At 64.6% G+C, this 23,300-nt stretch carries 18 protein-coding genes; 10 read left to right on the forward strand and 8 right to left on the reverse strand.

Annotated features, from left to right (window positions below; translation table 11 throughout):
* Window positions 1-22: 22 nt before the first annotated feature.
* The 5 genes from PQR42_RS10400 (at window position 23) to PQR42_RS10420 (ending at window position 6,233) form a co-directional block, all read left to right on the forward strand.
* Window positions 23-1,195 carry an L-rhamnonate dehydratase gene (locus PQR42_RS10400; protein ID WP_408213805.1) on the forward strand — a complete coding sequence of 391 codons (1,173 nt, stop codon included), beginning with the start codon at window positions 23-25 and terminating at the stop codon, window positions 1,193-1,195.
* Window positions 1,196-1,343: 148 nt separating this feature from the next.
* A complete protein-coding gene (locus PQR42_RS10405; protein WP_408213807.1) occupies window positions 1,344-2,636 on the forward strand; it encodes an MFS transporter in 1,293 nt (430 codons plus the stop codon).
* Window positions 2,637-2,729: 93 nt separating this feature from the next.
* Window positions 2,730-3,677 (forward strand): YncE family protein, encoded by a 948-nt coding sequence (locus PQR42_RS10410; protein ID WP_408391431.1) that lies wholly within the window; start codon window positions 2,730-2,732, stop codon window positions 3,675-3,677.
* Entirely contained in the window at window positions 3,655-4,653 is a 999-nt protein-coding gene (locus tag PQR42_RS10415; RefSeq protein WP_408391433.1) for an amidohydrolase family protein, read from the forward strand. The genes PQR42_RS10410 and PQR42_RS10415 overlap by 23 nt, the downstream gene beginning before the upstream one ends.
* Window positions 4,653-6,233 (forward strand): aldehyde dehydrogenase (NADP(+)), encoded by a 1,581-nt coding sequence (locus tag PQR42_RS10420; protein WP_408391457.1) that lies wholly within the window; start codon window positions 4,653-4,655, stop codon window positions 6,231-6,233. The genes PQR42_RS10415 and PQR42_RS10420 overlap by 1 nt, the downstream gene beginning before the upstream one ends.
* A gap of 487 nt (window positions 6,234-6,720) precedes the next feature.
* On the opposite strand, the gene PQR42_RS10425 is transcribed toward PQR42_RS10420, so the two are convergent.
* Window positions 6,721-7,257, reverse strand: coding sequence for a hypothetical protein (locus tag PQR42_RS10425; protein ID WP_408391436.1), 537 nt, complete (start codon window positions 7,255-7,257; stop codon window positions 6,721-6,723).
* Window positions 7,258-8,014: 757 nt separating this feature from the next.
* Between PQR42_RS10425 and PQR42_RS10430 the strand changes: the two genes are divergently transcribed.
* Together PQR42_RS10430 and PQR42_RS10435 are read left to right on the forward strand one after the other, a co-directional pair.
* On the forward strand, window positions 8,015-8,590 hold the full coding sequence (locus PQR42_RS10430) for a glycine zipper family protein (RefSeq protein ID WP_408213818.1): 576 nt from the start codon (window positions 8,015-8,017) through the stop codon (window positions 8,588-8,590).
* A gap of 260 nt (window positions 8,591-8,850) precedes the next feature.
* Window positions 8,851-10,626: a PQQ-binding-like beta-propeller repeat protein gene (locus tag PQR42_RS10435; protein ID WP_408391439.1), complete on the forward strand. Its 1,776-nt coding sequence runs from the start codon at window positions 8,851-8,853 to the stop codon at window positions 10,624-10,626.
* Between the two features lie 289 nt (window positions 10,627-10,915).
* On the opposite strand, the gene PQR42_RS10440 is transcribed toward PQR42_RS10435, so the two are convergent.
* On the reverse strand, window positions 10,916-12,358 hold the full coding sequence (locus PQR42_RS10440) for an NYN domain-containing protein (protein WP_408391441.1): 1,443 nt from the start codon (window positions 12,356-12,358) through the stop codon (window positions 10,916-10,918).
* A 243-nt stretch (window positions 12,359-12,601) separates the two neighbouring features.
* A complete protein-coding gene (gene clpP, locus PQR42_RS10445; protein ID WP_408213826.1) occupies window positions 12,602-13,249 on the reverse strand; it encodes an ATP-dependent Clp endopeptidase proteolytic subunit ClpP in 648 nt (215 codons plus the stop codon).
* Window positions 13,250-13,549: 300 nt separating this feature from the next.
* Between clpP and PQR42_RS10450 the strand changes: the two genes are divergently transcribed.
* Entirely contained in the window at window positions 13,550-14,536 is a 987-nt protein-coding gene (locus tag PQR42_RS10450) for a sigma-70 family RNA polymerase sigma factor (RefSeq protein ID WP_408391443.1), read from the forward strand.
* Here PQR42_RS10450 and PQR42_RS10455 read toward each other — a convergent pair.
* The 3 genes from PQR42_RS10455 to PQR42_RS10465 all read right to left on the reverse strand — a co-directional run bounded on the left by PQR42_RS10455 (window position 14,492) and on the right by PQR42_RS10465 (window position 19,048).
* Window positions 14,492-15,766 (reverse strand): EAL domain-containing protein, encoded by a 1,275-nt coding sequence (locus PQR42_RS10455; RefSeq protein WP_132373366.1) that lies wholly within the window; start codon window positions 15,764-15,766, stop codon window positions 14,492-14,494. The two genes, PQR42_RS10450 and PQR42_RS10455, sit on opposite strands and share 45 nt — an antisense overlap.
* Window positions 15,767-16,017: 251 nt before the next feature.
* Window positions 16,018-17,475 carry a multidrug transporter subunit MdtD gene (gene mdtD / locus PQR42_RS10460; protein ID WP_408213830.1) on the reverse strand — a complete coding sequence of 486 codons (1,458 nt, stop codon included), beginning with the start codon at window positions 17,473-17,475 and terminating at the stop codon, window positions 16,018-16,020.
* A gap of 154 nt (window positions 17,476-17,629) precedes the next feature.
* Window positions 17,630-19,048, reverse strand: a complete 1,419-nt coding sequence (locus PQR42_RS10465) for an aminotransferase-like domain-containing protein (protein ID WP_408391446.1) — start codon at window positions 19,046-19,048, stop codon at window positions 17,630-17,632.
* Window positions 19,049-19,238: 190 nt separating this feature from the next.
* Here PQR42_RS10465 and PQR42_RS10470 point away from each other — a divergent pair, with 190 nt between their 5' ends.
* Window positions 19,239-19,544: a DUF2917 domain-containing protein gene (locus PQR42_RS10470; protein WP_408213835.1), complete on the forward strand. Its 306-nt coding sequence runs from the start codon at window positions 19,239-19,241 to the stop codon at window positions 19,542-19,544.
* Window positions 19,545-19,580: 36 nt separating this feature from the next.
* On the opposite strand, the gene PQR42_RS10475 is transcribed toward PQR42_RS10470, so the two are convergent.
* Entirely contained in the window at window positions 19,581-20,822 is a 1,242-nt protein-coding gene (locus PQR42_RS10475) for a citrate/2-methylcitrate synthase (RefSeq protein WP_408391448.1), read from the reverse strand.
* 115 nt (window positions 20,823-20,937) lie between these two features.
* Between PQR42_RS10475 and PQR42_RS10480 the strand changes: the two genes are divergently transcribed.
* Complete coding sequence (locus PQR42_RS10480; RefSeq protein WP_408391450.1) at window positions 20,938-22,329, forward strand: CoA transferase; 1,392 nt, start codon at window positions 20,938-20,940, stop codon at window positions 22,327-22,329.
* Window positions 22,330-22,415: 86 nt separating this feature from the next.
* On the opposite strand, the gene PQR42_RS10485 is transcribed toward PQR42_RS10480, so the two are convergent.
* Window positions 22,416-23,162 (reverse strand): GntR family transcriptional regulator, encoded by a 747-nt coding sequence (locus PQR42_RS10485; protein ID WP_012434145.1) that lies wholly within the window; start codon window positions 23,160-23,162, stop codon window positions 22,416-22,418.
* Between the last annotated feature and the right edge of the window lie 138 nt (window positions 23,163-23,300).

A 23,300-nucleotide genomic window follows, 5' to 3' on the forward strand; every position in this document is an offset into this window, starting at 1 on the left:
TCGAATCTCAGGAGACACCGTAATGAAGATCAAGTCCGTACGCGCCCGCGTATTCCAATGGAAGGGCAAGACCGTGCCGCCGCAGGGCAATTTCTGCGCGAACGCGATGGACCTGCTGTACGCGCCGCAGGAAACGATGAGCACATTCCGCTTCCATTCGTGGACGGTCGTCGAAGTCGAGACCGACGACGGGATCGTCGGCTACGGCAACGTCGCGCTCGCACCGCAGGTTGCGAAGGCGATCATCGACCAGTACCTCGCGCCGCTCGTGATCGGCCAGGACCCGTGGGACTACGAATACCTTAACCAGCGGATGTACCGCGCGACGCACGCATGGGGCCGCAAGGGGATCGGGATGGCCGCGATCTCGGGCGTCGACATCGCGATCTGGGACGTCCTCGGCAAGAGCGTTGGCAAGCCGGTCTTCAAGCTGCTCGGCGGCCGAACGAAGGAGAAGATTCCGTGCTACTACTCGAAGCTCTATCGCACCGACCTGAAGGAAATGCAGGCCGAGGCGCAGAAATTCCTCGACCAGGGCTTCCGGGCGTTCAAGATGCGGTTCGGCTACGGGCCCGCTCACGGGCAGCAGGGCGTCGTCGAGAACCTGAAGTCGGTCGCCGCGGTCCGTGAAGTGATCGGCTACGACAACGACCTGATGCTCGAGTGCTACATGGGCTGGAACCTCGAGTACGCGAAGCGGATTCTGCCGAAGCTCGAGAAGTATCAGCCGCGCTGGCTGGAAGAGCCGGTGATCGCCGACGACATCGACGGCTACGCGGAGCTGAACCAGCTGACGAGCATCCCGATCTCGGGCGGCGAGCACGAGTTCACGCTGTACGGCTTCAAGCAGCTGCTCGACCGCAAGGCGGTGTCGGTGGTCCAGTACGACACGAACCGCGTCGGCGGCATTACGATGGCGCACAAGATCAACGCGCTGTGTGAGGCATACAGCGTGCCGGTGATCCCGCATGCGGGCCAGATGCACAACTATCACCTGACGATGAGCACGCTCGCGTCTCCGATGAGCGAGTACTTCCCGATGTTCGACGTCGAGGTCGGCAACGAGTTGTTCTATTACATCTTCGACGGCGAGCCGGTCGCCGAGAACGGTTACCTACAGCTGCGCGACGACGTGCCGGGCCTCGGCCTCACGCTGAAGACCGAGTTCCTCGACCAGTTCGAGATCGTGGAGTGATCATGCTGCGCTGGCGCCGCTGAGGTCCGTTTGCCGCGCGGACGGGCAGGCGTCCGCGCCGGCGGCCGGCTCCGTGCCGGTTCGTCACGGCGTGACAGGCGGGCCATCAGAAGTCCGCCGCTGCCAACTACCAAAAACTGGAGACACCATGACTGTGCTGACCCCGGCCAACCCGGCTTACGACGCCGGCGAAGCCATTCCACGCCGCCGCTGGCTGCGCGTGATTCCGCCGCTGCTGCTCGCGTGCATCATCTCTTACATGGATCGCGTGAACATCGCGTTCGCGATGCCGGGCGGGATGAACGCCGATCTCGGCATGGACGCGACGATGGCCGGTCTAGCCGGCGGGATCTTCTTCTTCGGCTACTTGTTCCTCCAGATTCCCGGCGGCAAGCGCGCGGCGCTCGGCAGCGGCAAGAAATTCATTGCGTGGTCGCTCATCAGCTGGGCCGCGCTGTCGGGGCTGACCGGCCTCGTCACACATACGTGGGAGTTGCTGACGCTGCGCTTCCTGCTCGGCGTCGCCGAAGGCGGGATGCTGCCCGTCGTGCTGACGATGGTCAGCAACTGGTTCCCCGATCGCGAACGCGGGCGCGCGAACGCGATGGTCATCATGTTCGTGCCGCTCGCCGGGATGATCACCGCGCCGCTGTCCGGCTACATTCTCGCTGCGTACGACTGGCGCCACCTGTTCTTCAGTACGGGCGTGCTGTCGCTGCTGTTCCTGATCGTCTGGATGCTGTTCGCCGACGACGGCCCCGAGACCGCGCGCTGGGTGTCGCCGCGCGAGAAGGCGTACATTCTCGACGCGTTGCGCGAAGAGCAGGAGCGCAAGCGCGCGTCGGGCAAGCCGACCGCGGCGTCGTTCGGCGCGATGATGGGCAACCCGACGATCTGGCTGCTGATCGCGATCAACTTCTGCTACCAGGTTGGCATCTACGGCTACACGATGTGGTTGCCGACGCTGCTGAAGAACCTCACGCACACCGGGATGGGCAAGATCGGCCTGCTCGCGATGCTGCCTTACATCGCGATGGTAGTCGGCATGTTCGTGACGTCGTATCTGTCCGACCGGACCGGCAAGCGCCGCCTGTTCGTGCTGCTGCCGCTCGTCGGCTTCGCCGCATGCCTCGCGCTGTCAGTGCTGACGCACGAGACGATGCTCGTGTCGTTCGCGTTCCTGATCGGCTGCGGCTTCTTCCTGCAGGCGGCGGCCGGCGTGTTCTGGGCGATTCCGCCGAAGCTCTGCAGCCCTGAGACCGCCGGCAGTGCGCGCGGCCTGATTAACGCGCTCGGCAACCTCGGCGGCTTCTGCGGCCCGTACGCGGTCGGTGTGCTGACCCAGCACGTGAACTCGGCGGCCGGCGTGTACAGCCTTGCGGTTACGCTCGCGGTGGCCGGCCTGCTCGCGCTGACGCTGCCGAAGCGCTGCGAGGACTGAGAAACCGGCTGACGGTTGCGAACGCAACGAACCCACACTCGCTGCCGCACGACATGCGTGCCGCAGCGAAACCTCGAAGGACGGAGATTCACAATGAACGACATCCTGCTGCTGGTGCAGAAATGCGCCCATACCTTCAGCTTCTACGATCTCGAGACGAAGGCGGCGCTCAAGCACATCGTGCTGCCGAACTTCCCGCACGAGTTCACCGTCGACGCGGAGCGCCGCTTCGCGTACGTCGGCATCTTCGGGATCGAAACCGCATGGACGCGCGGCCAGGACGGCGATCACCGGATCGCCGAGATCGATCTGCACGAGCGCAAGCTCACGCGGATGCTCGACCTGTGGCCGTACTACCGGCCGCACGGGATGGCAAGCGACGACGACGGGCGCCTGTACGCGATGAGCGAGGCGAACGACATGCTGCTCGTGTTCGATCGTCCGCGCGAGCAGACGGTGCCGAACCTGGCGGTGCCGTCTGGCGGCGTGAAGACGCACCTCGTCACGCTGACGCGCGACGCGAGCCGCGCGTACGGCGTGCATCTGCTGTCGAACACGGTCACGCAGTTCGATCCGCGCGACGCGACGGTGACGCCGCGCGCGGTGATGCCGGGGCCGCGCCCCGAAGGCAACGCGCTGTCGAGCGACGAGAAGACGCTGTTCGTCGCGAACCGCGGCGACGACACGCTCGTCGCGATCGACACCGCGACGATGACCTGCGGCCGCCGCGTGAAGACGCGCAACGATCCGAACCGCATCTACCGGACGAGCTCGGCCGACGGCCGCGATCTGCTGCTGCTGACGAATTCGGGCGAACGGTCGATCTCGGTGTTCGACGCGGAGCGGCTCGAGGAAGTCGAGCGCATCGCGCTGCCGGCGAATCCGACCGCGCTGTCGTTCCATCCGTCGCGGCCCGCCGCCTACGTATCGTTCCAGGATGATCACGTGCGCGAGCTCGACCTGACTACCTGGTGCTTCGTCGACGAGATGCCAACGCTGCGCGAGCCGGACGCATCCTATGTGCTCGCGGGCGGCCGCTGATCCGCGCGCGGACGACGTGGCGCTCGCGCTGCCCGATGCGATCGTCGACGCGCACCATCACTTGTGGCGCCTGAACGGCGACATCCGCTATCCATGGCTGCAGGACGCGTACGATCCCGAGCACTTCATCCTCGGCGACTACGCGGACCTGTGCAACGACTTCGGCGTCGACGAATTCCGGCGTGCGGCCGGCGGCGCGCCGGTCGTCGCGAGCGTGCACGTCGAGGCGGAGTGCCTGCGCGACGACGCGCTCGCGGAAACGCGCTGGCTGCATGACATCGTGGCGCGTCATCCGATTCCGTCGGCCGTCGTCGCGTGGGTCGACCTGCTCGCCGACGATGCCGACGAACGCCTCGCCGAGCAGGCCGCGTATCCGCTCGTGCGCGGCGTGCGCTTCAAGCCGCACACGTCGGCGACGCCGGACGCCACGGTCGACGGCCCTGGCACGTTGAGCGACCCGCGCTGGCCGCGCGCGCTCGAACGGCTCGCCGCGCATGAGCTGCGCTGGGATCTACGCGTGCCGTTCTGGCATCTCGACGAAACGGCCGCGCGGCTCGCTGATGCGCCGGCCGTCGACGTCGTGCTCGAACACGCGGGGCTGCCGTGGGACCGTTCGGACACAGGCCTCGCGCGCTGGCGGCGCGGGATGGAGGCGCTCGCCGAACAGCCGCGGGTGTCGGTGAAGCTGTCCGAATTCGGGCTGCGCGACGCCGCATGGAACGACGCGGAGAATCGCCGGATCATCGGCGACGCGGTCGCGATCTTCGGCGCCGAACGCTGCATGTTCGCGAGCAACTTCCCGGTCGCCGGATTGCGGATCGCGTATCCGACGCTGGTGCGGACGTTCGCGGCCGCGATGGGGGACCGGCAGCTGAGCGACGCGGCACGCCGCGCGATCTGGCATGACAACGCGATCCGGATCTACCGGATCGATCTCGACGAACCTCGCAAACTGGACACACAGACAGGACGATGATGCAGATCACCGGAGAGATGTTGATTGGCGGCGCGTCGGTACGCGGCGCGGAAGGGACGATGTTCGCGTTCGACCCGGCGCACGGCACGGCGCTCGAGCCGCCGTTCGGCGCGAGCAGCGCGGACGACGTCGATCGCGCGTGCCGGCTCGCGCACGCGGCGTTCGATGTGTTCCGGGCGGCGCCGTTCGAAACGCGCGCGCGCTTTCTCGAGACGATCGCCGAGAACATTCTCGCGCTCGGCGACGCGCTGATCGAGCGCGCGCATCAGGAATCGGCGCTGCCGGTCGCGCGGCTCGAAGGCGAGCGCGGGCGGACGGTCGGGCAATTGCGGCTCTTTGCGTCGCATATACGCGACGGGCGCTGGCTCGCCGCGACGATCGATCCCGCGCAGCCTGAGCGTAAGCCGCTGCCGCGCGCGGATCTGCGCCTGCAGAAGATTCCGGTCGGGCCGGTCGCGGTGTTCGGCGCGAGCAATTTCCCGCTTGCGTTCTCGGTCGCGGGCGGCGATACCGCGTCCGCGTTCGCAGCCGGGTGCCCAGTCGTCGTGAAGGCGCATCCCGCGCATCTCGGCACGTCGGAGCTCGTCGGGCGCGCGATCCAGCAGGCGGTGCGCGCGTGCGGGCTGCCGGAAGGCACGTTCTCGCTCGTGATCGGCGCGGGCAACGCGATCGGCGAGGTGCTCGTCGCTCATCCGGCGATCAAGGCGGTCGGCTTCACCGGCTCGCGCGGCGGCGGCCTCGCGCTGATGGACATCGCCGCGAAGCGTCGCGAGCCGATTCCGGTGTATGCGGAGATGAGCAGCATCAATCCGTTCTTCGTGCTGCCGGGCGCGCTCGCGAAGCGCGGTGCGGAGGTCGCGCGCGGGTTCGTCGATTCGCTGACGCTCGGCGTCGGGCAGTTCTGCACGAATCCGGGGCTCGTTGTCGTGCTCGACGGGCCAGATACGCAGGCGTTTGTCGATGCGGCCGCGCAGGCGCTCGGGCAGAAGGGCGCGCAGACGATGCTGACCGCCGGCATGGCGGCCGCGTATGCGAGCGGCATCGCCGAGCGTGCGGCGGGCGCGGACGTGCGTGCGCTCGCGCGCGGCGCCGACACGGACGCGAAAAGCGCCGCGTGCCCGGCGTTGTTCGCGACGACGCAGCAAGCGTTCGTGTCGGCCCCGCAACTCGAGGACGAAATCTTCGGGCCGACGTCGCTGATCGTGACCTGCAAGAACGTCGACGAGATGATCGCGCTCGCGGAGCACGTCGAAGGGCAGCTCACGGTGACGCTGCACGTCGAGGGGGACGACGTTGCGCTCGCGCGACGCCTGCTGCCGACGCTCGAGCGCAAGGCGGGACGGATTCTCGCGAACGGCTATCCGACCGGCGTCGAGGTGTCGCATGCGATGGTGCATGGCGGGCCGTTCCCAGCGACGTCCGATCCGCGCACGACATCGGTCGGCGCGATGGCGATCGAGCGTTTTCTGCGGCCGGTTTGCTATCAGGATCTACCTGCGGAACTGCTGCCGCTCGCGCTGCAAGACGACAACCCGCTCGATCTCTGGCGGGTGCGTGACGGCCGGCTCGGCCACGGCTAACCTGGCACACGATGCAATCGCTGATCGCGCCGCATGCGCGCGCGATCAGCGCGTCGCGGCGTTAGCGCGGGATTTTGTCCTGCGGCGTCGCCCGCGCGTCGTCGACTATGATGAGTGCCTGCCAATCGACCGTCGTCGAACCTCCCGCCTGGCGTTCCTAAATGCTGCGATCGAGCGAAATAGGGACATGGTCGTTAAACTGCCGGAAGCAGCGACCGGAGACACCCGGGACCGGACGGCGGGATAGAGTCGACCACTGCCTCTCATCGGACTTCCGAGTCCGGCCATCCGCTGCTTCTTCGGTCGGCTTGCGGGCGTCAACACGGAGAGGGCGCAATTGCATCGGTCGGCGCTTCGAACCACCGGGCGTTCGCAAAACACGCGTTGACCGGCCGACGACCTTCGACAATCCAAAGCGGCGTTACGCGCTTTGTCTCCTCAAACTGTCGGGTCTAATATTGCCTCTCTCAACCCACCTAGTGGCCTGTCAGAGTTTGCCTGTTATCGAAACACCGGCTCGCGTGCCGGTGTCTTTTCCTCTCGATTTGCGTGCATCCATCCACGCTAGCCAACCTTTGCGGTAGGCCCGCGCGTCGACAAGAGCGTGGTGGACGCGATGGTCTTGTCGATAGTAGTTCGACACTGTCCGATCGTAGACCGCAGTGTCAATTAACGGTCGCAAGTCAAAATAAGTGGTCGCCAAGTTTTCCGGAAGCGGATCGCCCAGCAAATCAAGTAGGAACCGAAAATCTGTGCCCGAGTCGCACGCGATTCGGACGGCACGTGGAACAGTGAGAAACCACTCGCGCAGTCGAACTCGACTATGCGGGAACGTGAGAGACTTCCCCGCGAGTAATGGCAAAACTTCTCTTTTAACAAAGTCCGAGCAATGTTCCATACGCCACGTGTCCGCCAGTTCAACATAAAACTCACGGCTAGCGTCTTCGGCAACGATTCCCAGGCTTATCAGCCGCGGTGGAACTTGCCCGAAGCCTGTGTACTCGGTATCAAGAAACAACAACATGATGAATCCCTTGGGTTCCGGCCGCGGAAAAATTTGCGCTGGTTGGCCTAAGCTGGTCACACATGGAATTACAAAAAATGTCGACAGCGCGGCTGCTGCGAGACGCCGGTAGCATTTTATCTCGTGCGGTAGTTGGGACTATTTGCCATGGGTGAGGGCATCCGACAATAAAGTCAAGAATTGGCCTTTCATGGTCATTTCGGCTGACTTTTCCCGGTCGGACCAGCGCTGGAATATGCGCTCGGAACTATGGCCGACGCGGTCATGTTATCGAATTTGATATAGCGGGCGCCGGTTTTGCGCGCGAACGGTGCAGCCGGGAGGCGTTGATTTTCCGAACTTTATTGCGTTATGTTCCACACTTTATTGTCACGAGACAGCCAGTGAGTTTGAGTGCGGCGCTGCTGGCTGGGTGATCCGGTCGCGGCGTTGATCATCAAACTCCGTAGCGATTGCAGGAAAGAAAGCCCTCGAATGTGAGGGCTTTTCTTTTTTCTGGCGTGGCTTGCTGTCGCGCGTCAGTGCGTCGAGGGGTATCGACGGGTCTCGCGCCCGAGATGCATAGGATTGCTTTTGACACGGCGTGGCGCATGAATCTTTGTCACAGTTGGTAACGGCACGCCGGCTTCCAATTCGCATTCAGCCTGCCGACGGCGCGTCCAGATGCGGGCGGAAAAAATACGGTAACTATCTCGTAAACAAAGCGCTCGCAAATTAGCCTAACGTATGTTTTCCCTATGAAGAAACGTGCGCCACCATGATCTCAAGTCCTAAATCGATACGCGTCGCACTGCCTGTGGCTGCGGTCGCACTGGCGCTCCTCGGCGGTTGCGCGGTGGTGCCGCCGAGCGGTCCTTCCATCGTCGCGCTGCCGCGCAGCGGCGAGCCGCTCAATCAGTTCCAGCAGGACGACTACAGCTGCCGCGACTACGCATATCGCTCGACCAACGCGACCGGCGCCTCGCAGGCCGCAACCGCGAACGGCGTCAATAGCGCGGCGATCGGCACGCTAGGCGGTGCCGCTGTCGGTGCGCTCATTGGCGCAGCGGCAGGCAATCCCGGCGCGGGTGCGGCCATCGGTGCCGGCAGCGGCTTGCTGGTCGGCGGCGCGGCCGGCGCGAACGGTACACAGTATGCGGCTGGCAGCCTCCAGGCGCAGTACGACGCGGCGTACGCGCAGTGCATGACATCCAAGGGCAATACGATTTCGCAACCGCAGATGCGGGTCTATGCACCGCAGCCGGTGTACGCGCCGCAACCGGTATATGTTGCTCCGCCGCCCCGTTATTACGGGCCGCCGCCGGTAATGTATGCGCCCTATCCGTACTACTGATCGAATTCCGTCGAGCGTCCGCATCCAATGGATCCCGTCGCCGTCATGTATTGCCTCGTATGGCGGAGAGAGGCGACAGGATGGCGATAAACGCCTTTGCAAACAGCGTACGGTTAATCAGCCGTAAGGGCGATGAATGTATTCAGCGAGCGGGAGACGCGCGTGGCGGACTCTTCTCTTACGGCACGCGACGTGAGTCACGGCGCGCACCGTTCGTTGTGCGGAGCTGACCGTCGCGTCGTTCAAGAGACGAGGCGAAAATGCGAATCTCGCAAGCTGGCGCTGAGACATCCGGGCTCGGCGCATGGACCCGTCGGGGCACGGTCGTAGCGCTGATCGCCGTCGCCTCCTGTTTCGCCTCGTGCGGTGGCGGTGGTTCAGGCGGCACGTCCGGTGTGGCGTCTGGCTCTGCGAGCGGCAGCGGCTCGGATTCTGGTTCGGGTAGCACGGGGAGCAGCGGTACGGGTTCGGGCACCGGCAGTACCGGCAGCGGCTCGACCGGCTCGGGCAACACACCGGCAGCGGTGACGGCCTACGCCACCGACGTTCTCATGCATCACAACGATCTCGGCCGCACCGGTCAGATGCTCGCCGAAACCACGCTCACGCCGGCCAACGTCAACTCGGCAAGCTTCGGCAAGGTCGCGTTTCTTGCCGCGGACGGCAAGGTCGATGGACAGCCGCTCTTCGTCACCAGCCTGTCGATCGGCGGCACGGCGCACGACGTGGTGTACGTGGTCACCGAACACGACAGCGTCTACGCCTACGACGCCTCCTCTTTCGCGCAGCTGTGGAAAGTCTCGCTGATCGGCAGCGGTGAAACGCCCAGCGACGACCGTGGATGCCAGGACATCACCCCGGAGATCGGCATTACGTCGACGCCAGTCATCGATCGCAGTCGCGGCACGAATGGCGTGCTGTATGCCGTGGCGATGACGAAAGATAGTGGCGGCGGCTACCATCACCGGCTGCATGCGCTCGATCTGGCGACCGGCGCGGAAGTGCTCGGCGGTCCGACGGAAATCGCGGCCACTTATCCGGGCAACGGCGCGGGCAGCGTCAACGGCGTGATTACGTTCAACCCGTCGCTGCATACGGAGCGCGCGGCGCTCACGCTGGTCGGCGGCAACATCTACATGGGTTGGACCGCGCACTGCATGTCGGGCTCGTACACCGGTTGGATGATGGCCTATAGCGCCGACACGCTGAAACAGACCAGCGTGCTCAACATCACACCGAACGGCAGCCAGGGCTCGATCTGGATGGCCGGCTCGGGTATGGCGTCGGACGGCACGTCGCTCTATGTCGTGGACGGCAACGGCACGTTCGGCACCACGCTGAATGCGGCGGGCTTTCCCGCCGACGGCGACTTCGGCGACTCGATGATGAAGCTCTCCTTGGGCTCCCTGCAGGTCACCGATTACTTCGCGATGTCAGACGTGGTCACGCAAGCGGCCACCGACAACGATTTTGGCTCGGGCGGCGCCATGGTGTTGCCAGATCAGACCACGGCAGGCGGCGTCGTCAAGCATCTCGCCGTGGCGGCAGGCAAGGACAACCACATCTACGTCGTCGATCGCGACTCGATGGGCAAATTCAATCCGACGGCCAACAACATCTGGCAGGAGTTGATCGGCACGCTGGCGGGTGGCATCTGGGGATCGCCGGCTTACTACAACGGCGTGGTCTATTACGGCGGGCTGAACGACAACCTGAAGGCGTTGCCGGTCTCGGGGGCGTTCCTTGCGACCACCGCGGCGTCGAGGAGTCCGACCACTTTCCCGTATCCGGGCGCGACGCCGGCCGTGTCGGCGAACGGCGCGAGTAACGGCATTGTCTGGGCGGCGGAAAACGGCACGACCGGCGCTTTGCATGCGTACAACGCGGGCAATCTCGCCGTCGAGTTGTACAACAGCAACCAGGTCGGCACGCGCGATCAATGGGGTGCGGGCAACAAATTCATCACGCCGATGATCGCGCGCGGCAAGGTGTATGTCGGCGCGACTAATGGCGTGGCGGTGTTTGGGTTGTTGTGAGCGGAAGAGGGATGGTTTCGCGTTGGGTGGGGGGCGGCTGTCGGTGAGTGTGCTCGTGTGGGTGCCGGTGGTTGGCTTGCAGGTTATCCGGATCGCGGTATGAAAAAGCCCTTGCTCCTTCTTGGGAGCAAGGGCTTTCTGTTTGGCTTGCGGGTTGTAGTGCGACGCTCGCATCGCGCCGGACCAGACGCTTATTTCGCGCTTTGGGAGCGATGGTTTTCTGTTTGCCGCTGGGCTGGTGCAGCGGCAGCCACATCGGCACCGCTACACATCACGCCAGATATCACGCTCACTCCGCGTCGCTCGTCGCGGCCGTCTTACGCGGACGGCGACTGCGCGGCGCAGTTTTGCGTGCGGCCTTTTTTGCCGGCGCGGGCGCTTCTTCCGCTGTGGCGGACGCGACCGGCGGTTCAGCAGGCGCTGCGATTTCCGGAATGTCATCGATGCTTCGCGGCGCAGCTTTCTTTGCTCGCTTTGCAGCCGTCTTGCGCGGCGCGCGTTCGCTGCGGCGCTTGGGCTGCTTGCCGCTCGTATCTCGTTCGTCTGCTTCCGCTGGGTTCTCCGAGCCACCGGATTCTTCAGCGATCGCGGTTTCAGGCTCCGCGAAAGGCGCTTGCGGCACTTCAAAAACGAACTCGGCATTTTCCGGCGCTTGCGCGCGCAGGTCGTCCGTTTGAGCCTGCGCGCCGCCGCCCTGCTCGACGGTCGTACGCCCTTCGTGAACGGTCTCCTGTTGGCCGCGTCCTGCTTTGCGATTGCCTCGTCCTCGACGGCGCGACTCGTGTTTGCCGCCCGACTCGGCGATCACCGTTTCGGCGACCTGCGCCTCATACAATTGTTCCGCCGACTCCACGACTTCGACAGCTTCGCCCGTGTTGTCGCCGGCCACATTCGCGGCCGTGCTTCGATACACATACGCGCCTGACTTCTCGTCGCGGCCGAACTCGAGCAGCCCGCGAGCATGCGCTTCCTCGAGCAGATTGCCGAAAGCGCGAAAGCCGTAGTACGTCTCGTTGAAATCCGGCTTGCGGCGCTTGATCGCGTTCTTCAGCACCGACGCCCAGATCTTGCCGCTGTCGCCGCGTTCGGACGCGAGCGCGTCGAACGTTTGCACCGCGATCTCGACCGCCTTGGTGCGGCGCTTTTCGAGGTCTTCCTTGTTGCGCGTCTTCTCCTCGTCGGGCGCGCGTTTGGCCGCCGGCTGAGCGGACTGTTGCGGGCGCGACGACTCGCGCTTGGCGACCGTGCGCTGACTCTCCCGCACCAGGTCGTCGTAAAAGAAGAACTCGTCGCAGTTCGCGATCAGCAGATCGGACGTGGATTGCTGCACGCCGACGCCGATCACCTGCTTGGCGTTCTCACGCAGCTTCGACACCAGCGGTGAAAAATCCGAGTCGCCGCTGATAATCACGAACGTATTGACGTGCGATTTCGTGTAGCAGAGGTCGAGCGCGTCGACCACGAGCCGGATGTCGGCGGAATTCTTGCCCGATTGGCGCACGTGCGGGATTTCGATCAATTCGAAATTGGCTTCGTGCATCGCGCCTTTGAAACTCTTGTAGCGGTCCCAGTCGCAATACGCTTTCTTCACGACGATGCTGCCCTTGAGCAGCAGACGTTCGAGCACCAGCTTGATATCGAACTTGTCGTACTTCGCGTCGCGCACGCCGAGCGCGACGTTTTCGAAGTCGCAGAATAGCGCCATGCTGACGGTTTCGTTGGATGACGCCATGTGTATCTCCATTGAAGCGATCGTCGAATTCGACGAATCGCGACCATGATAGCGATTCCAGCGGAGGTGATCAGCTTTTGTGTTCCGGGCGCACCGATGCGGGCGGCGCGAACCCGCGACGGCGCGCGCTTTTTGTGACGTCCTCCAAGGCTTTGCAGGCTCGTCGACGCTGTGCCTGAACAGTTTCAGGGTCACAGCCCTTCGGTGTTGGTTCGCGGTGGATCGACCACGCAGGCCACCGTGCTACCTATCCTGGTGATACGGCGCGACATTCAGCGCCGCACGTGTTTCCAGCACCTCATCGACGAGACCGTACGTCTTCGCGGCCTGTGCTGACATGAAGTTGTCGCGGTCGGTATCGCGGGCGATTTCCTCGATGCTGCGCCCGGTGCGCTCGGCCGTTATGGCATTCAGGCGCTCTCGCAGATAGAGCACTTCCTTCGCCTGAATTTCGACATCCGCCGCCGTGCCTTGGCTGCCGCCCGACGGCTGGTGAATCATGATGCGCGCGTTCGGCAGCGCGTACCGTTTGCCGCGCTGACCGGCTGTCAGCAGAAAGGTGCCCATGCTCGCGGCGAAGCCGGTGCACAAGGTCGATACCTCCGGTTTGATGAATTGCATGGTGTCGTAGATCGCGAGGCCGTCGTACACCGAACCGCCCGGCGAATTGATGTAAAAAGAAATATCCTTGTCGGGATTCTCGGATTCCAGAAACAGCAACTGCGCGACAATCACACTGGCCGATTGCTCGTTCACGGGCCCGACCAGAAACACGATGCGTTCGCGCAGCAAGCGCGAATAGATGTCGTAGGCGCGCTCGCCGCGGCCGGACTGTTCGATCACGGTGGGCACGAGGCCCAAGCCGGTGATGTTTGGATAGCTCGAATGCATGTTGACCTCGTGTATGCGGTCTGGGTGACCGTGATGTGTGCGGAGCGCGTGGTTTCATGGCACGAAGCCTCAAGGCTGCGCCTTGGCCGATCCGGAACCCGCGCATCCATTGCGCCGGTTGTTGTCCCTATGACGACGCGACACCGGGCGACGTGACAGAAATATTTTTTGGCGAGGCTGTCACATCGTTCGATGCCCAGCCGTCAAGACGAAAAGAGTCAGGATGTCGGCGCGCGCCCGGATCATTTCGCAGGCAGGGCGCCGCGCGCTTTTCACCACGCACGATCTGGAGGTCTACGTATGACGGAACAAGGAATCGACAAGGCATCCAGCTTCGAGGCCGTGCGCGCCCGCCTGCTCGCGCTGGCGTACCGGATGCTCGGCAGCCGCGCCGAAGCGGAAGACGTGGTGCAGGACGTCGGCTTGAAATGGCACCTCGCGGACACGCAGGAGGTACAGATACCTGTCGCCTGGCTCACCACGATCACCACGCGCGTGGCAATCGACCGGCTGCGGCGTGTGCAGCGCGAACGCGCGTCGCAGGCCACCGGCTGGTTGCCTGAGCCGTGGCTCGACGAGGTGGCGCCATCGGCGGAGGAACTGGCCTTGCGTGCGGCGGAAATGTCCTACGGTGTGATGCTGCTGCTCGAGCGCCTGAAACCGGACGAACGGGCGGCGTTCGTCCTGCACGAAGCCTTTGATTGTGACTACGCGGAGATCGCGGCCATTCTCGAGCGAACGCCGGCGGCGTGCCGGCAGATCGTCCATCGGGCCAAGGCGCGGCTGCAACGCGCGGGTGCGCCGGTGGAGCCCGTCGATCCCGCAACGCATGCGCGGATCGTGGAGCGCTTGCGCACGGCGTTGGAGGCACAGGATCGAGTCGGCTTATTGCGGCTCTTTAGTGATGCGCCGGAAGTGGTCAGCGACGCGCCTGTGTGCGCACCGGTGAGCACGTCTGAACCGGCGGTGGCAGGGTGGATGGATACGGTAACGTCGCTCGTCGAGCACGCGAGCAACGCCGAGACGGTGTCGGTGGCGGGCACATTGTGTATCGCCTTGCTCTTCGAGGGCGACGTCGTCGGCGTACTCGACGTGTCCACGAGCAGCCTGGCGAATGGTTCCACGAAGATCGTCGCCATGCGCGTGGTGACCAGCGCGGCGCGCCTGCGGGCCACCAACCGCATGCTGGGCCGCACGGCAGTCACGCAACTGCTCGCACGGATCCAGCAGAGCGCCATGAGCTCAGTTGCGGTGGGCTGCGACTTCCCAGTTGATGTCCACGCATAGCACCTGCGTGCCCGTCGGCGTGTGCGCGGCGATCGAGGCGGTCACGCACAGATGCGCTTCGTTGATGGACAGATATGGCGGGGTGAGATGTACATGGCCGGGTGTGCGCATCGCCTGGATAAAGTACGGACGGCGCTCCCAGCTTGCGCCTTCCGAATGCAGCAGCGGGCGGAAACGCTTGGCGCGTTGCGAGGCGCGCCCCGGCGGGAGCACGTTGTCGCCGATCTGCCGGCCCGACCCATCGAGCACGAAGCAGCGTGCCGTCTCGCCGAGCATCAGAAGCGGCGCAGTGGCTTGCGCGACCGACTCGCCGGCCACCAGTTGCGCGGCGGCCGTCTCCAGCGCCGTGACATACGGTGCGAGCCGTGCCGATTGTGCGTGTTCACGAGCGGTGACCCGTTCGCGCAGCGCCGCGGAAAGCGAGTCCATCAAACCGGCAGCCGCTTGCGGCTTGACCGGTTCGACGCTTGGGCCCGCGAAGAACGCGCCTTGCACGAAGTCCACGTTGCATTCGAGCGCGATCAGCGCGTCGCGTTCGGTGCTCAGGCCGCCCATCAGCACCAGTTGACCGGACTCGTGCAGCAGCGAGACGAGGCCCGGCAGCACGCGCTCAATGTGCGAATGTTCGCTGGCCTGCGCGAGAATGCAGCGGTCGAGCGTGACGATATCCGGCCGCAGATTCCACACGCGATCAATATTCGAATGCTTCGCGCCGAAGCCGTCGAGCGCGATCAGGAAGCCGGATTTACGCAGTGCGTCGACGATTTCGGCAAAGCGCGTGGTTTCGCCGCCCGCCTGTTCGGACACTTCGAGCACCACGCGCTGCGGCGGCAGGCCGAGTGCCTTGAGGCCGGCGAGCAGCGCGTCGCCGTAACTGGTGTCCATCAGCGCGGCGGGGTGCAGGCTCAGGAAGAGCCATTCGTCGTGACTGTCGAACGCGTTGAAGTTGCCCAGATGCAGCGATTCGGCGAGCCGCCCGAGTTCGAGCAGGTCGCCGCGTCGCGCGGCTTGCGTGAAAACCTCGTGGGACGGCACTTGCAACGCGTGTTCGTCGTGGGCGCGCAGCGATGCGTGATAACCGATTGCGCGCCGGTGCGACACGGAGAAAACCGGCTGGAACACGCTGAAAACAGTGTAGCCGCCGTATAGAACGGTGCGCCGGGAGCCTTCGTCGCCAGCCATCGGGCGCGGTGGCTGGAAGCCGGGAGGATCGAGTTCGATCATGCTCATCATGTCAGTCGTGTGGAGGTGGCTGCGCGCCTGCATGCTCGACACAAGATCGCACGCGCAAAATGTGAGTTTACAGGATAGCGAGCAAGAACTATGCGCATGCGGAAATACAGCACGGATGCCCGGTTGTCACACTCAGATAAGACGATTGTGCGCCAGCACGGGTGCGAACGCGACGGTTCGCACTTCGCTGGTGCGGCCCGCGCCCCGTTGCGGGTCGGCGGCGGGGCGCGCGGCCGCGTAGACGCACATCAGGTCCGTTCGGAAGGATCGGTCTTTTTCGCGGGCGTGCGGATGTCCGGCGACAGTTGCGCAAAGATCCACGACGAGCCTGCCGTGATGATGCCGACACACAGGAACGTCGCATGAAACGCGGGCAGCGAATTGGCGGCGGTCACACGCGGCAGCAGGCCGGTGAAGGTCGCGAGCAGGGCGCCGGCCACTGTCACGCCGAGGCTCATCGACAGCATCTGGACCAGCGAAAACAGGCTGTTGCCGCTGCTCGCGCCGCCGGTGCCCAGGTCCTTGAGCGTCAAGGTGTTCATCGCGGTGAACTGGATCGAGTTGACGCCGCCGAAGAACGCCAGTTGCACGAGTCGCAGCCACAGCGGTTGGTTCGCGGTGGTGAGCGCGAAGCTTGCCATGGTCAAGCCGACCAGCACCGTGTTGATGATCAGCACGCGTCGATAGCTGTGCTTGATGATCAAGCTCGTCACCAGGCGTTTGGACGCCATGCCCGCAGCCGCCACCGGCAGCATCATCATGCCGGCTTCAAACGCGCTATAGCCGAGGCTCACCTGCAATAGCAGTGGGATCAGATAGGGCATCGCGCCGCTGCCGATCCGCGCGAACAGATTGCCGAGCAGGCCGACGCTGAAGGTGTGGATCTTGAAGAGGTCGAGCGAGAAAATCGGCGTGGGCTCGCGCACGGCGTGCAAGCCGTAGGCGACAAAGCAGGCGAGGCTCAGGATCAGCAACACGAGCACTGTGGCGTGCTGAATGCCGAACTCAGTACGGCCGTCGAGCGCGAACGAAATCGCCACCATGCCGACGATCAGCAGCAGGTAGCCTTTCATGTCGAACTTGCCGACATGTTCATTCCGGCTATCCGGCATGTAGATGAACGTGGCGATGCAACCGACGATCCCCACCGGCACGTTGATCAGAAAGATCCAGTGCCACGAGGCGATCTTCACGAGCCAGCCACCGAGCGTGGGGCCGATCAGCGGTCCGATGAGACCCGGGATCGCCACGAACGAGAGCGCCGGCAAATAGCGTTCCGCCGGAAAGGTGCGCAGCACCGCGAGCCGTCCGACCGGCAGCAGCATCGCGCCGCCCACGCCCTGCATGATGCGGAAGGCCACGAGTTGATTCAGCGTGTGCGCGTTCGCGCACAGCAACGAGGCGACCGCGAACACGAGGATCGCGCTGAAGAACACGCGGCGCGTGCCGAGCTTGTCGGCGAGCCAGCCGGACACCGGGATCATCACGGCCATCGTCAGCGAATAGGCGATCACCACCGATTGCATGCGCAGCGGCAACTCGCCGAGGCTCGTCGCCATCGCGGGGAGCGCGGTGTTGACGATGGTCGAGTCGAGCGTCTGCATGAAGAAGCCGGTGGCGACGACCCACAGCATCACGGTGAGCGAGCGGGGCGAAGGTGTACTGGACGTACTGGGCGTGATGGCGGGCGGAGTCGGCGTGGACATGGAGGGCGGCTAGGCGCGCAGGGGACGGGGTGGGACTCGCTATTCTAGGGAAAAGCGCGGGTCGGCGCAGCGGGCGCCATGGTCAGGCGGGCCACTCAACCATGCGCCTCACATAGCCAACGCAACCCAACCGCCAACCGCAACCAGCCCGCACTCACTCCGACGCCGGCAACGCCGCCGCCGCGCGAAAGAACGCCTGCGCACGCGGGTCGTTACCGAATGCGATGTGAATCCTCGTCCACGGACTCACTTCCATATTCGGCCGGAAGTAGTTGCCCGGCGCGACGGTCACGCCCAACGGCACGCCGCACTCCACCAGCCGTTCCGCATTGGCGACATGCGGCACGCGAGCCCAAACGAATTTCCCGCCCACGGGCTTGTCGAAAATTTCCCAGCCGGCGTCCTCGAGAGTCTGAATGGTCGAGCCGAGTGCATCGCGCATACGCCGGCGCAGACGCTCCAGATACTTGCGATACGCGCCGCGCTCCAGCATCGCCACGGCGACCGCCTCGGCAAAACGCGAGCCGCCGATGCTAGTCAGCATCTTGATGTCGACCAGATCCTTGATGATCGCGTGGCTCGCGACCACACAGCCGATCCTCAGCGACGACGACAGCGTCTTCGACAGCCCGCCCACATAGATCACGTGTTCGAGCTGGTCGAGGGTGGCGAGGCGATCGGTAATGTCGGTCTGAAAATCGGCGTAGATGTCGTCCTCGATGATCGAGAATCCGTGCTCGCGCGCCAGCTGCAATAGCCGGAAAGCCACCGGCGGTGCCACGGTGGTGCCCGTCGGATTGTGGAACACCGTGTTGATGAACAGCAACTTGGGCCGGTGTGTCTTCAACTGCTCCTGCATCACTTCCAGATCGGGACCGTTGCGCGTGCGCGGAATGCCGATCAGTTTCACGCCGTGCAGCTTCAGCAGACCGTAGAGGTTGTAGTAACCGGGGTCTTCGACAAAGATCGTGTCGCCTGCCTTGAGCATGTAGCGCAACAGCAGATCGAATGCCTGGCTGGCGCCATTGGTGATGAGGATCTGCGACGTGTCAGCCTGAATCCCCAACTGGCCGATGCGGCTTTGCAGATGCTCGCGCAAAGTCAGGTTGCCGAGCGGGGTAGCGTAATCGACCATGCTGGCGGGATCGGTGCGCGACACGTGACGGATTGCCTGCGCGATGCTGTCCGTGTCGCGCCACGCTTCAGGGATGAAGCCGCTGCCGAGCTTGAGCGTTTCGCCCGGATGGTTGAACTGCTGCAGGAGATGGTCCGACTCGTCCTCGGCGCGGCGAGGGTCCGAGGTGCCCTGGGACTGCGTGCCCGCCGGCTGGCGGTCGGCGACATAGAAGCCGGAGCCGTGGCGCGAGTCGACGTAGCCGAGCGACACCAGCCGGTCGTAAGCCTCGATCACCGGAAAGCGGCTCACGCCGTAGTCGGCGGCGAACTGGCGAATCGACGGTAGCTTCGAACCGGGATGAGCGATGCGCGAGCGGATCCACGTCGTGACGCCGGTGACGATCTGCTCGGTCAGCGGCACGCCGTTGTCCCGATCGAGCTGGATTTCGAGTTTCATGAGGATCCTCCTTTACCGAACCGCGGACCGGATGCGCCCAAACTCTGCGCTAAAAAACCCGCCGCCCGCGCTAACTGTCCGGTTTTTCGACTGAACAGTTCCGATGGAAGTGTTCGGAACTGTGCATGGGTATCCGATCATCACACGTCAATAATCGGTACAACAGAAAAGTTCTTTGAAGGAGAGAGCGATGCGTGAAGTCCGGATTTTCGAATTGGAACATGGCGAGCCCGCGGCGGCCTGGCGTGTCGCGCGTCCGTCGATCTTCAAGGTGATCTCGGGCGAGATCTGGCTGACTATCGAAGGCGACAGCGAGGATCACTGGCTCGCTACCGGCGAGTCGATCGAACTGCCGCGCCGGGCGGTGGCGTGGATCAGCGCGGGGCAGGCCGGCGCGCGCTTTGCGCTGGCGAGCGGCTCCGAACGCGCTGCAACGAAGCCGATGCTGGGCTCGCCGGTCTTGAACTGGCTGCCACGCTGGCTCGGCGCGGCCTGACGATTCGTCGAGCGAATCAGCCGGGTTCGCGGCGCCTCAGTCCGGCCCGGCAGCTTCATATTCCCCGATGTAACGCGCGCGCGGCCGGATCAAGCGGCCGTCGCGTGTCTGCTCCATGGCGTGCGCAATCCAGCCGACCACCCGGCCGACCGCGAACAGCGTGAAGGCGGCGCCGGCCGGCAACGCCAGCACTCGCTCGATGGCGGCGAGCGCGAAGTCCACAGTCGGCTCCGCGCCGGTCGTATCGCGCACCGTGCGCACCAGTCCCAGCACTTCAGGCAACGGCGAACGCGCCGGCGCGCAGTCGGCGAGCATGGCCAACAACAGCCGCGCCCGCGGGTCGCCGTCAGGATAAAGCGGATGACCGAAGCCCGACAGCACCGGTCCGTGCGCGCCGTGTTCGACGCGGGCGAGACGATTCGCCAGATAACGGTCGAGATCGGGCGCGCGCGACGCTTCTTCGAGCAGCGCGGCGATGCGCACCGTTTCGCCGCCGTGCCGCGGGCCCGACAAAGCGGCGAGACCGCCCGCCACCGCGCCGAACAAGTGCGTCCCCGTCGACGTGATGCAGCGCACCGTGAAGGTCGACGCATTCAACTCATGATCCGCGCAGGCCACCAGCGCCGCGCGCAGCAAGCCGGCCTGCTGGCGGTTACGTACATGCCACGCCAAAGCCAATTGCCGATGCAGCGGTTCGTTCGACGGCGCTGCCGAGATCATCGCGGCGGCCAGCAGGCGCATGACGGCGCAGGCCGTATCGAGTTGCGCATCGCGGCCGAGTGCCCACACTCGCGGCATTTGCGCCGCGGCGGCCGGCAACAGCACGAGCGCGCGATCGAGCGGCGTGCTGTCGCCCCAGAGCTTGAGCCACGCGGCCCATTGAGCGGTGGCGAACGGCACGGCCGGCGCATCGGCAATGCGCCTTGCGCTGCATTCCCACAGTAGCGCCGCGACGTCCTCGAGCGACGCGCTTTGCGCCAGTTCCATCGCATCGTGTCCGCGATACAGCAGACGCCCATCGGCGACCAGTGTGATGGACGATTCGAGCACTGGCACGCCCCAGTCCAGCACCTTCTGCGCGACCTTGCCCGCGCGCTTGCCGTCTTCCTTGCGGCGCGCGAGGCGTCGCACTTCGCCGGCGTCGTACAGACGATGCTTGCCCTGCGCATCCGGCGACGAACTCAGCATGCCGCGGCTCACATACGCGTAGAGCGTGGGCAAGCTGATGCCGAGTGTCGCGGCGGCTTCAGCGGCGGTCAGGGAATTCGAGGTCGGCATGGAAAGGCGCGGAAACCGAAGAAATCAATATATATTGATTATCATAATCAAGATTGATTGCGACGAGGCGGAATTCTAGACTCGGTTCACTTCTTCCTGCTTTGCTACGGACGACATGACACCCGAACTCGCTCTCAAACATATCTGGACACTCGCCGGTTGCGATCCGACCGCGCTGCACTCCGTCACGCTGACCGGCGCCGATCCGGGCTTGCCGTCGGTCTACCGGGTCGGCAGCCTGGCCTCGGCGAGCATCGCCGCGACCGGCCTTGCGGCGGCCGAATACCAGCGGTTGCGCACCGGACGCAGGCAGCACGTGACGGTGGAAATGCGGCGCGCGCTGGCGTCGTTTCGCAGCGAGCGCTACTTGCGTGTCGATGACGGGCCGCCGCCCGCCTTGCGCGATCCGGTGACGGGTTTCTACGAGACGCGCGACGGCCGCTGGATTCAACTGCACACGAATTTCGCGCATCACCTTTGGGGTGTCTTGCAGGTGCTCGGTTGCGAGAACGATCCTGCTGCTGTGGCCGGCGCGATTCGCAAGTGGGACGGCGCGGCGCTCGACCAGACGCTCGCTGACGCCGGCCTCTGCGCAGCGTTGATTCGCACGCCCGACGAGTGGGCCGCGCTCGATCAGGCGAAAGCAATTGCGGGCTTGCCGCTCTTCGAGATCGAGCGCATCGGCGACGCGCCGGCCGAGCCGCCGCGTGAGGGCAGCGCGAATCGGCCGCTGGCGGGCGTGCGGGTGCTGGATCTGTCGCGCATCATTGCCGGGCCGGTGGCCGGGCGGGCGCTCGCGCAGCATGGCGCGGACGTGTTGATGATCAACGGGCCGCATCTGCCGAATATCGCACCGCTAGTGATTGACAACGGGCGCGGCAAGCGTTCGGCTCTCGCCGATTTGCGCGACGCGGCGGGACGCGAGGTTTTGCGCGGCCTCGTCGCCGACGCCGATGTATTTCTGCAGGCATATCGCCCGGGAGCGCTGGCCGCGCGCGGTTTCGGTCCCGAGGAGCTGGCACGTGTGCGGCCAGGGATCGTCTATGTTTCGGTGTCCGCGTATGGGCACGAGGGGCCGTGGGCTCAACGACGCGGGTTCGATAGCCTGGTGCAGTCGGCGAGTGGGATTGCCTTTACTGAGCGGCAGGCGGCGGGGTGGAACGAGCCCAAGCATTTGCCGTGTCAGGCGCTGGATCATGCGACCGGTTATCTGGCGGCTTTCGGCGCGATGGCCGCGTTGGCGCGGCGGGCCACCGAAGGCGGCAGCTGGCATGTGCGCGTCTCGCTCGCGCAAACGGGCCGGTGGCTGCAGTCGTTCGGGCAGATTCCCGAGGGCTGGAAAGCGCCCGACGTCACGCTCGAGGATATGCGCGATTGCCTTACGACCATGGATTCGGAGTTTGGACGCGTGCTAGGCGTGCAACCGGCCGAGGCTTTGGACGAGACGCCCGCGTACTTCGCGCTGCCGCCGACCCGAGTAGGCGCGCATGAGGCTAAGTGGGAGTAAGGGCTTTAATTTAAGTAAGCTGCCTGCGGCGCGGCGTGTGCCGACACACAACCACGGCATGCCCCGCACACAGCGCAAAAGAACATCTACTTCCTCAACTCCGCGACAAAGTCGTAGTAATCATTGCGGCAGTACGTATCGGTCAATTCGATCGCCCGCTGATCGGCGGTGTAGCCCACACGCGTGATCAACAGCAGTGCTTCGTTCGGCGCGATGCTCATCTGCTGCGCGATTTCCTCGCTCGCGTTCACCGCGCGGAAATGCTGCAAGGCGCGGACAATCGTCAGTCCACGATTCTCCAGATACGTATACAGCGAATCGCCGATCGCCTGAGGATCGGGAATCACCGCGGCCGGAAATGTGGAGTTCTCGACGGCCATCACAATGCCGTCGGCCATCCGCAAGCGCCGCAACCGCGTCACCGCCGCTGCCGGCGACAAACCGAGCTGAATCACCTCGTCGCGATTGGCCGGCAAAATTTCTCGCGACAGCCACTTCGAACTCGGCGTAAAGCCTCGTCTCCGCAGCATTTCGCTAAAGCTCGATAGACGCGATAGCGGATCTTCGTAGCGTGGTGTGATGAAACTGCCCGCGCCCTGAGTGCGTCGAATCAACCCCTGCTCGACCAGCAACGCAATCGCCTTGCGCGAAGTGATCCGCGATACGCCCAGCGCCTCGGACAGCACGCGCTCCGAGGGCAGCGCCTCACCCGCGTTCCAGCGGTTCTCGTGGATGGCGGCGCCGAGTTTGCGAGCCAGTTGCAGATATAGCGGCGTGTCGTTTTCCGGGTCCGGGCGCAGGTCGCGCCAGCGGTCTTCCGAGGCAGAGGTCATGGAGCTCACGCAAGAAGGGCAAGCGGCAATTCTATGACATCGGCGCGCTGTGTTATAGCGGGCTTTTGCCTGGTGGCCAATCGAATGCCCATTGAACCGCTAAACTCGTCGCTATGATTTTCGTGGCATGCGCCGCGC

It is taken from the genome of Paraburkholderia sediminicola (assembly GCF_046027355.1).
Lineage (GTDB): Bacteria > Pseudomonadota > Gammaproteobacteria > Burkholderiales > Burkholderiaceae > Paraburkholderia > Paraburkholderia sediminicola_B.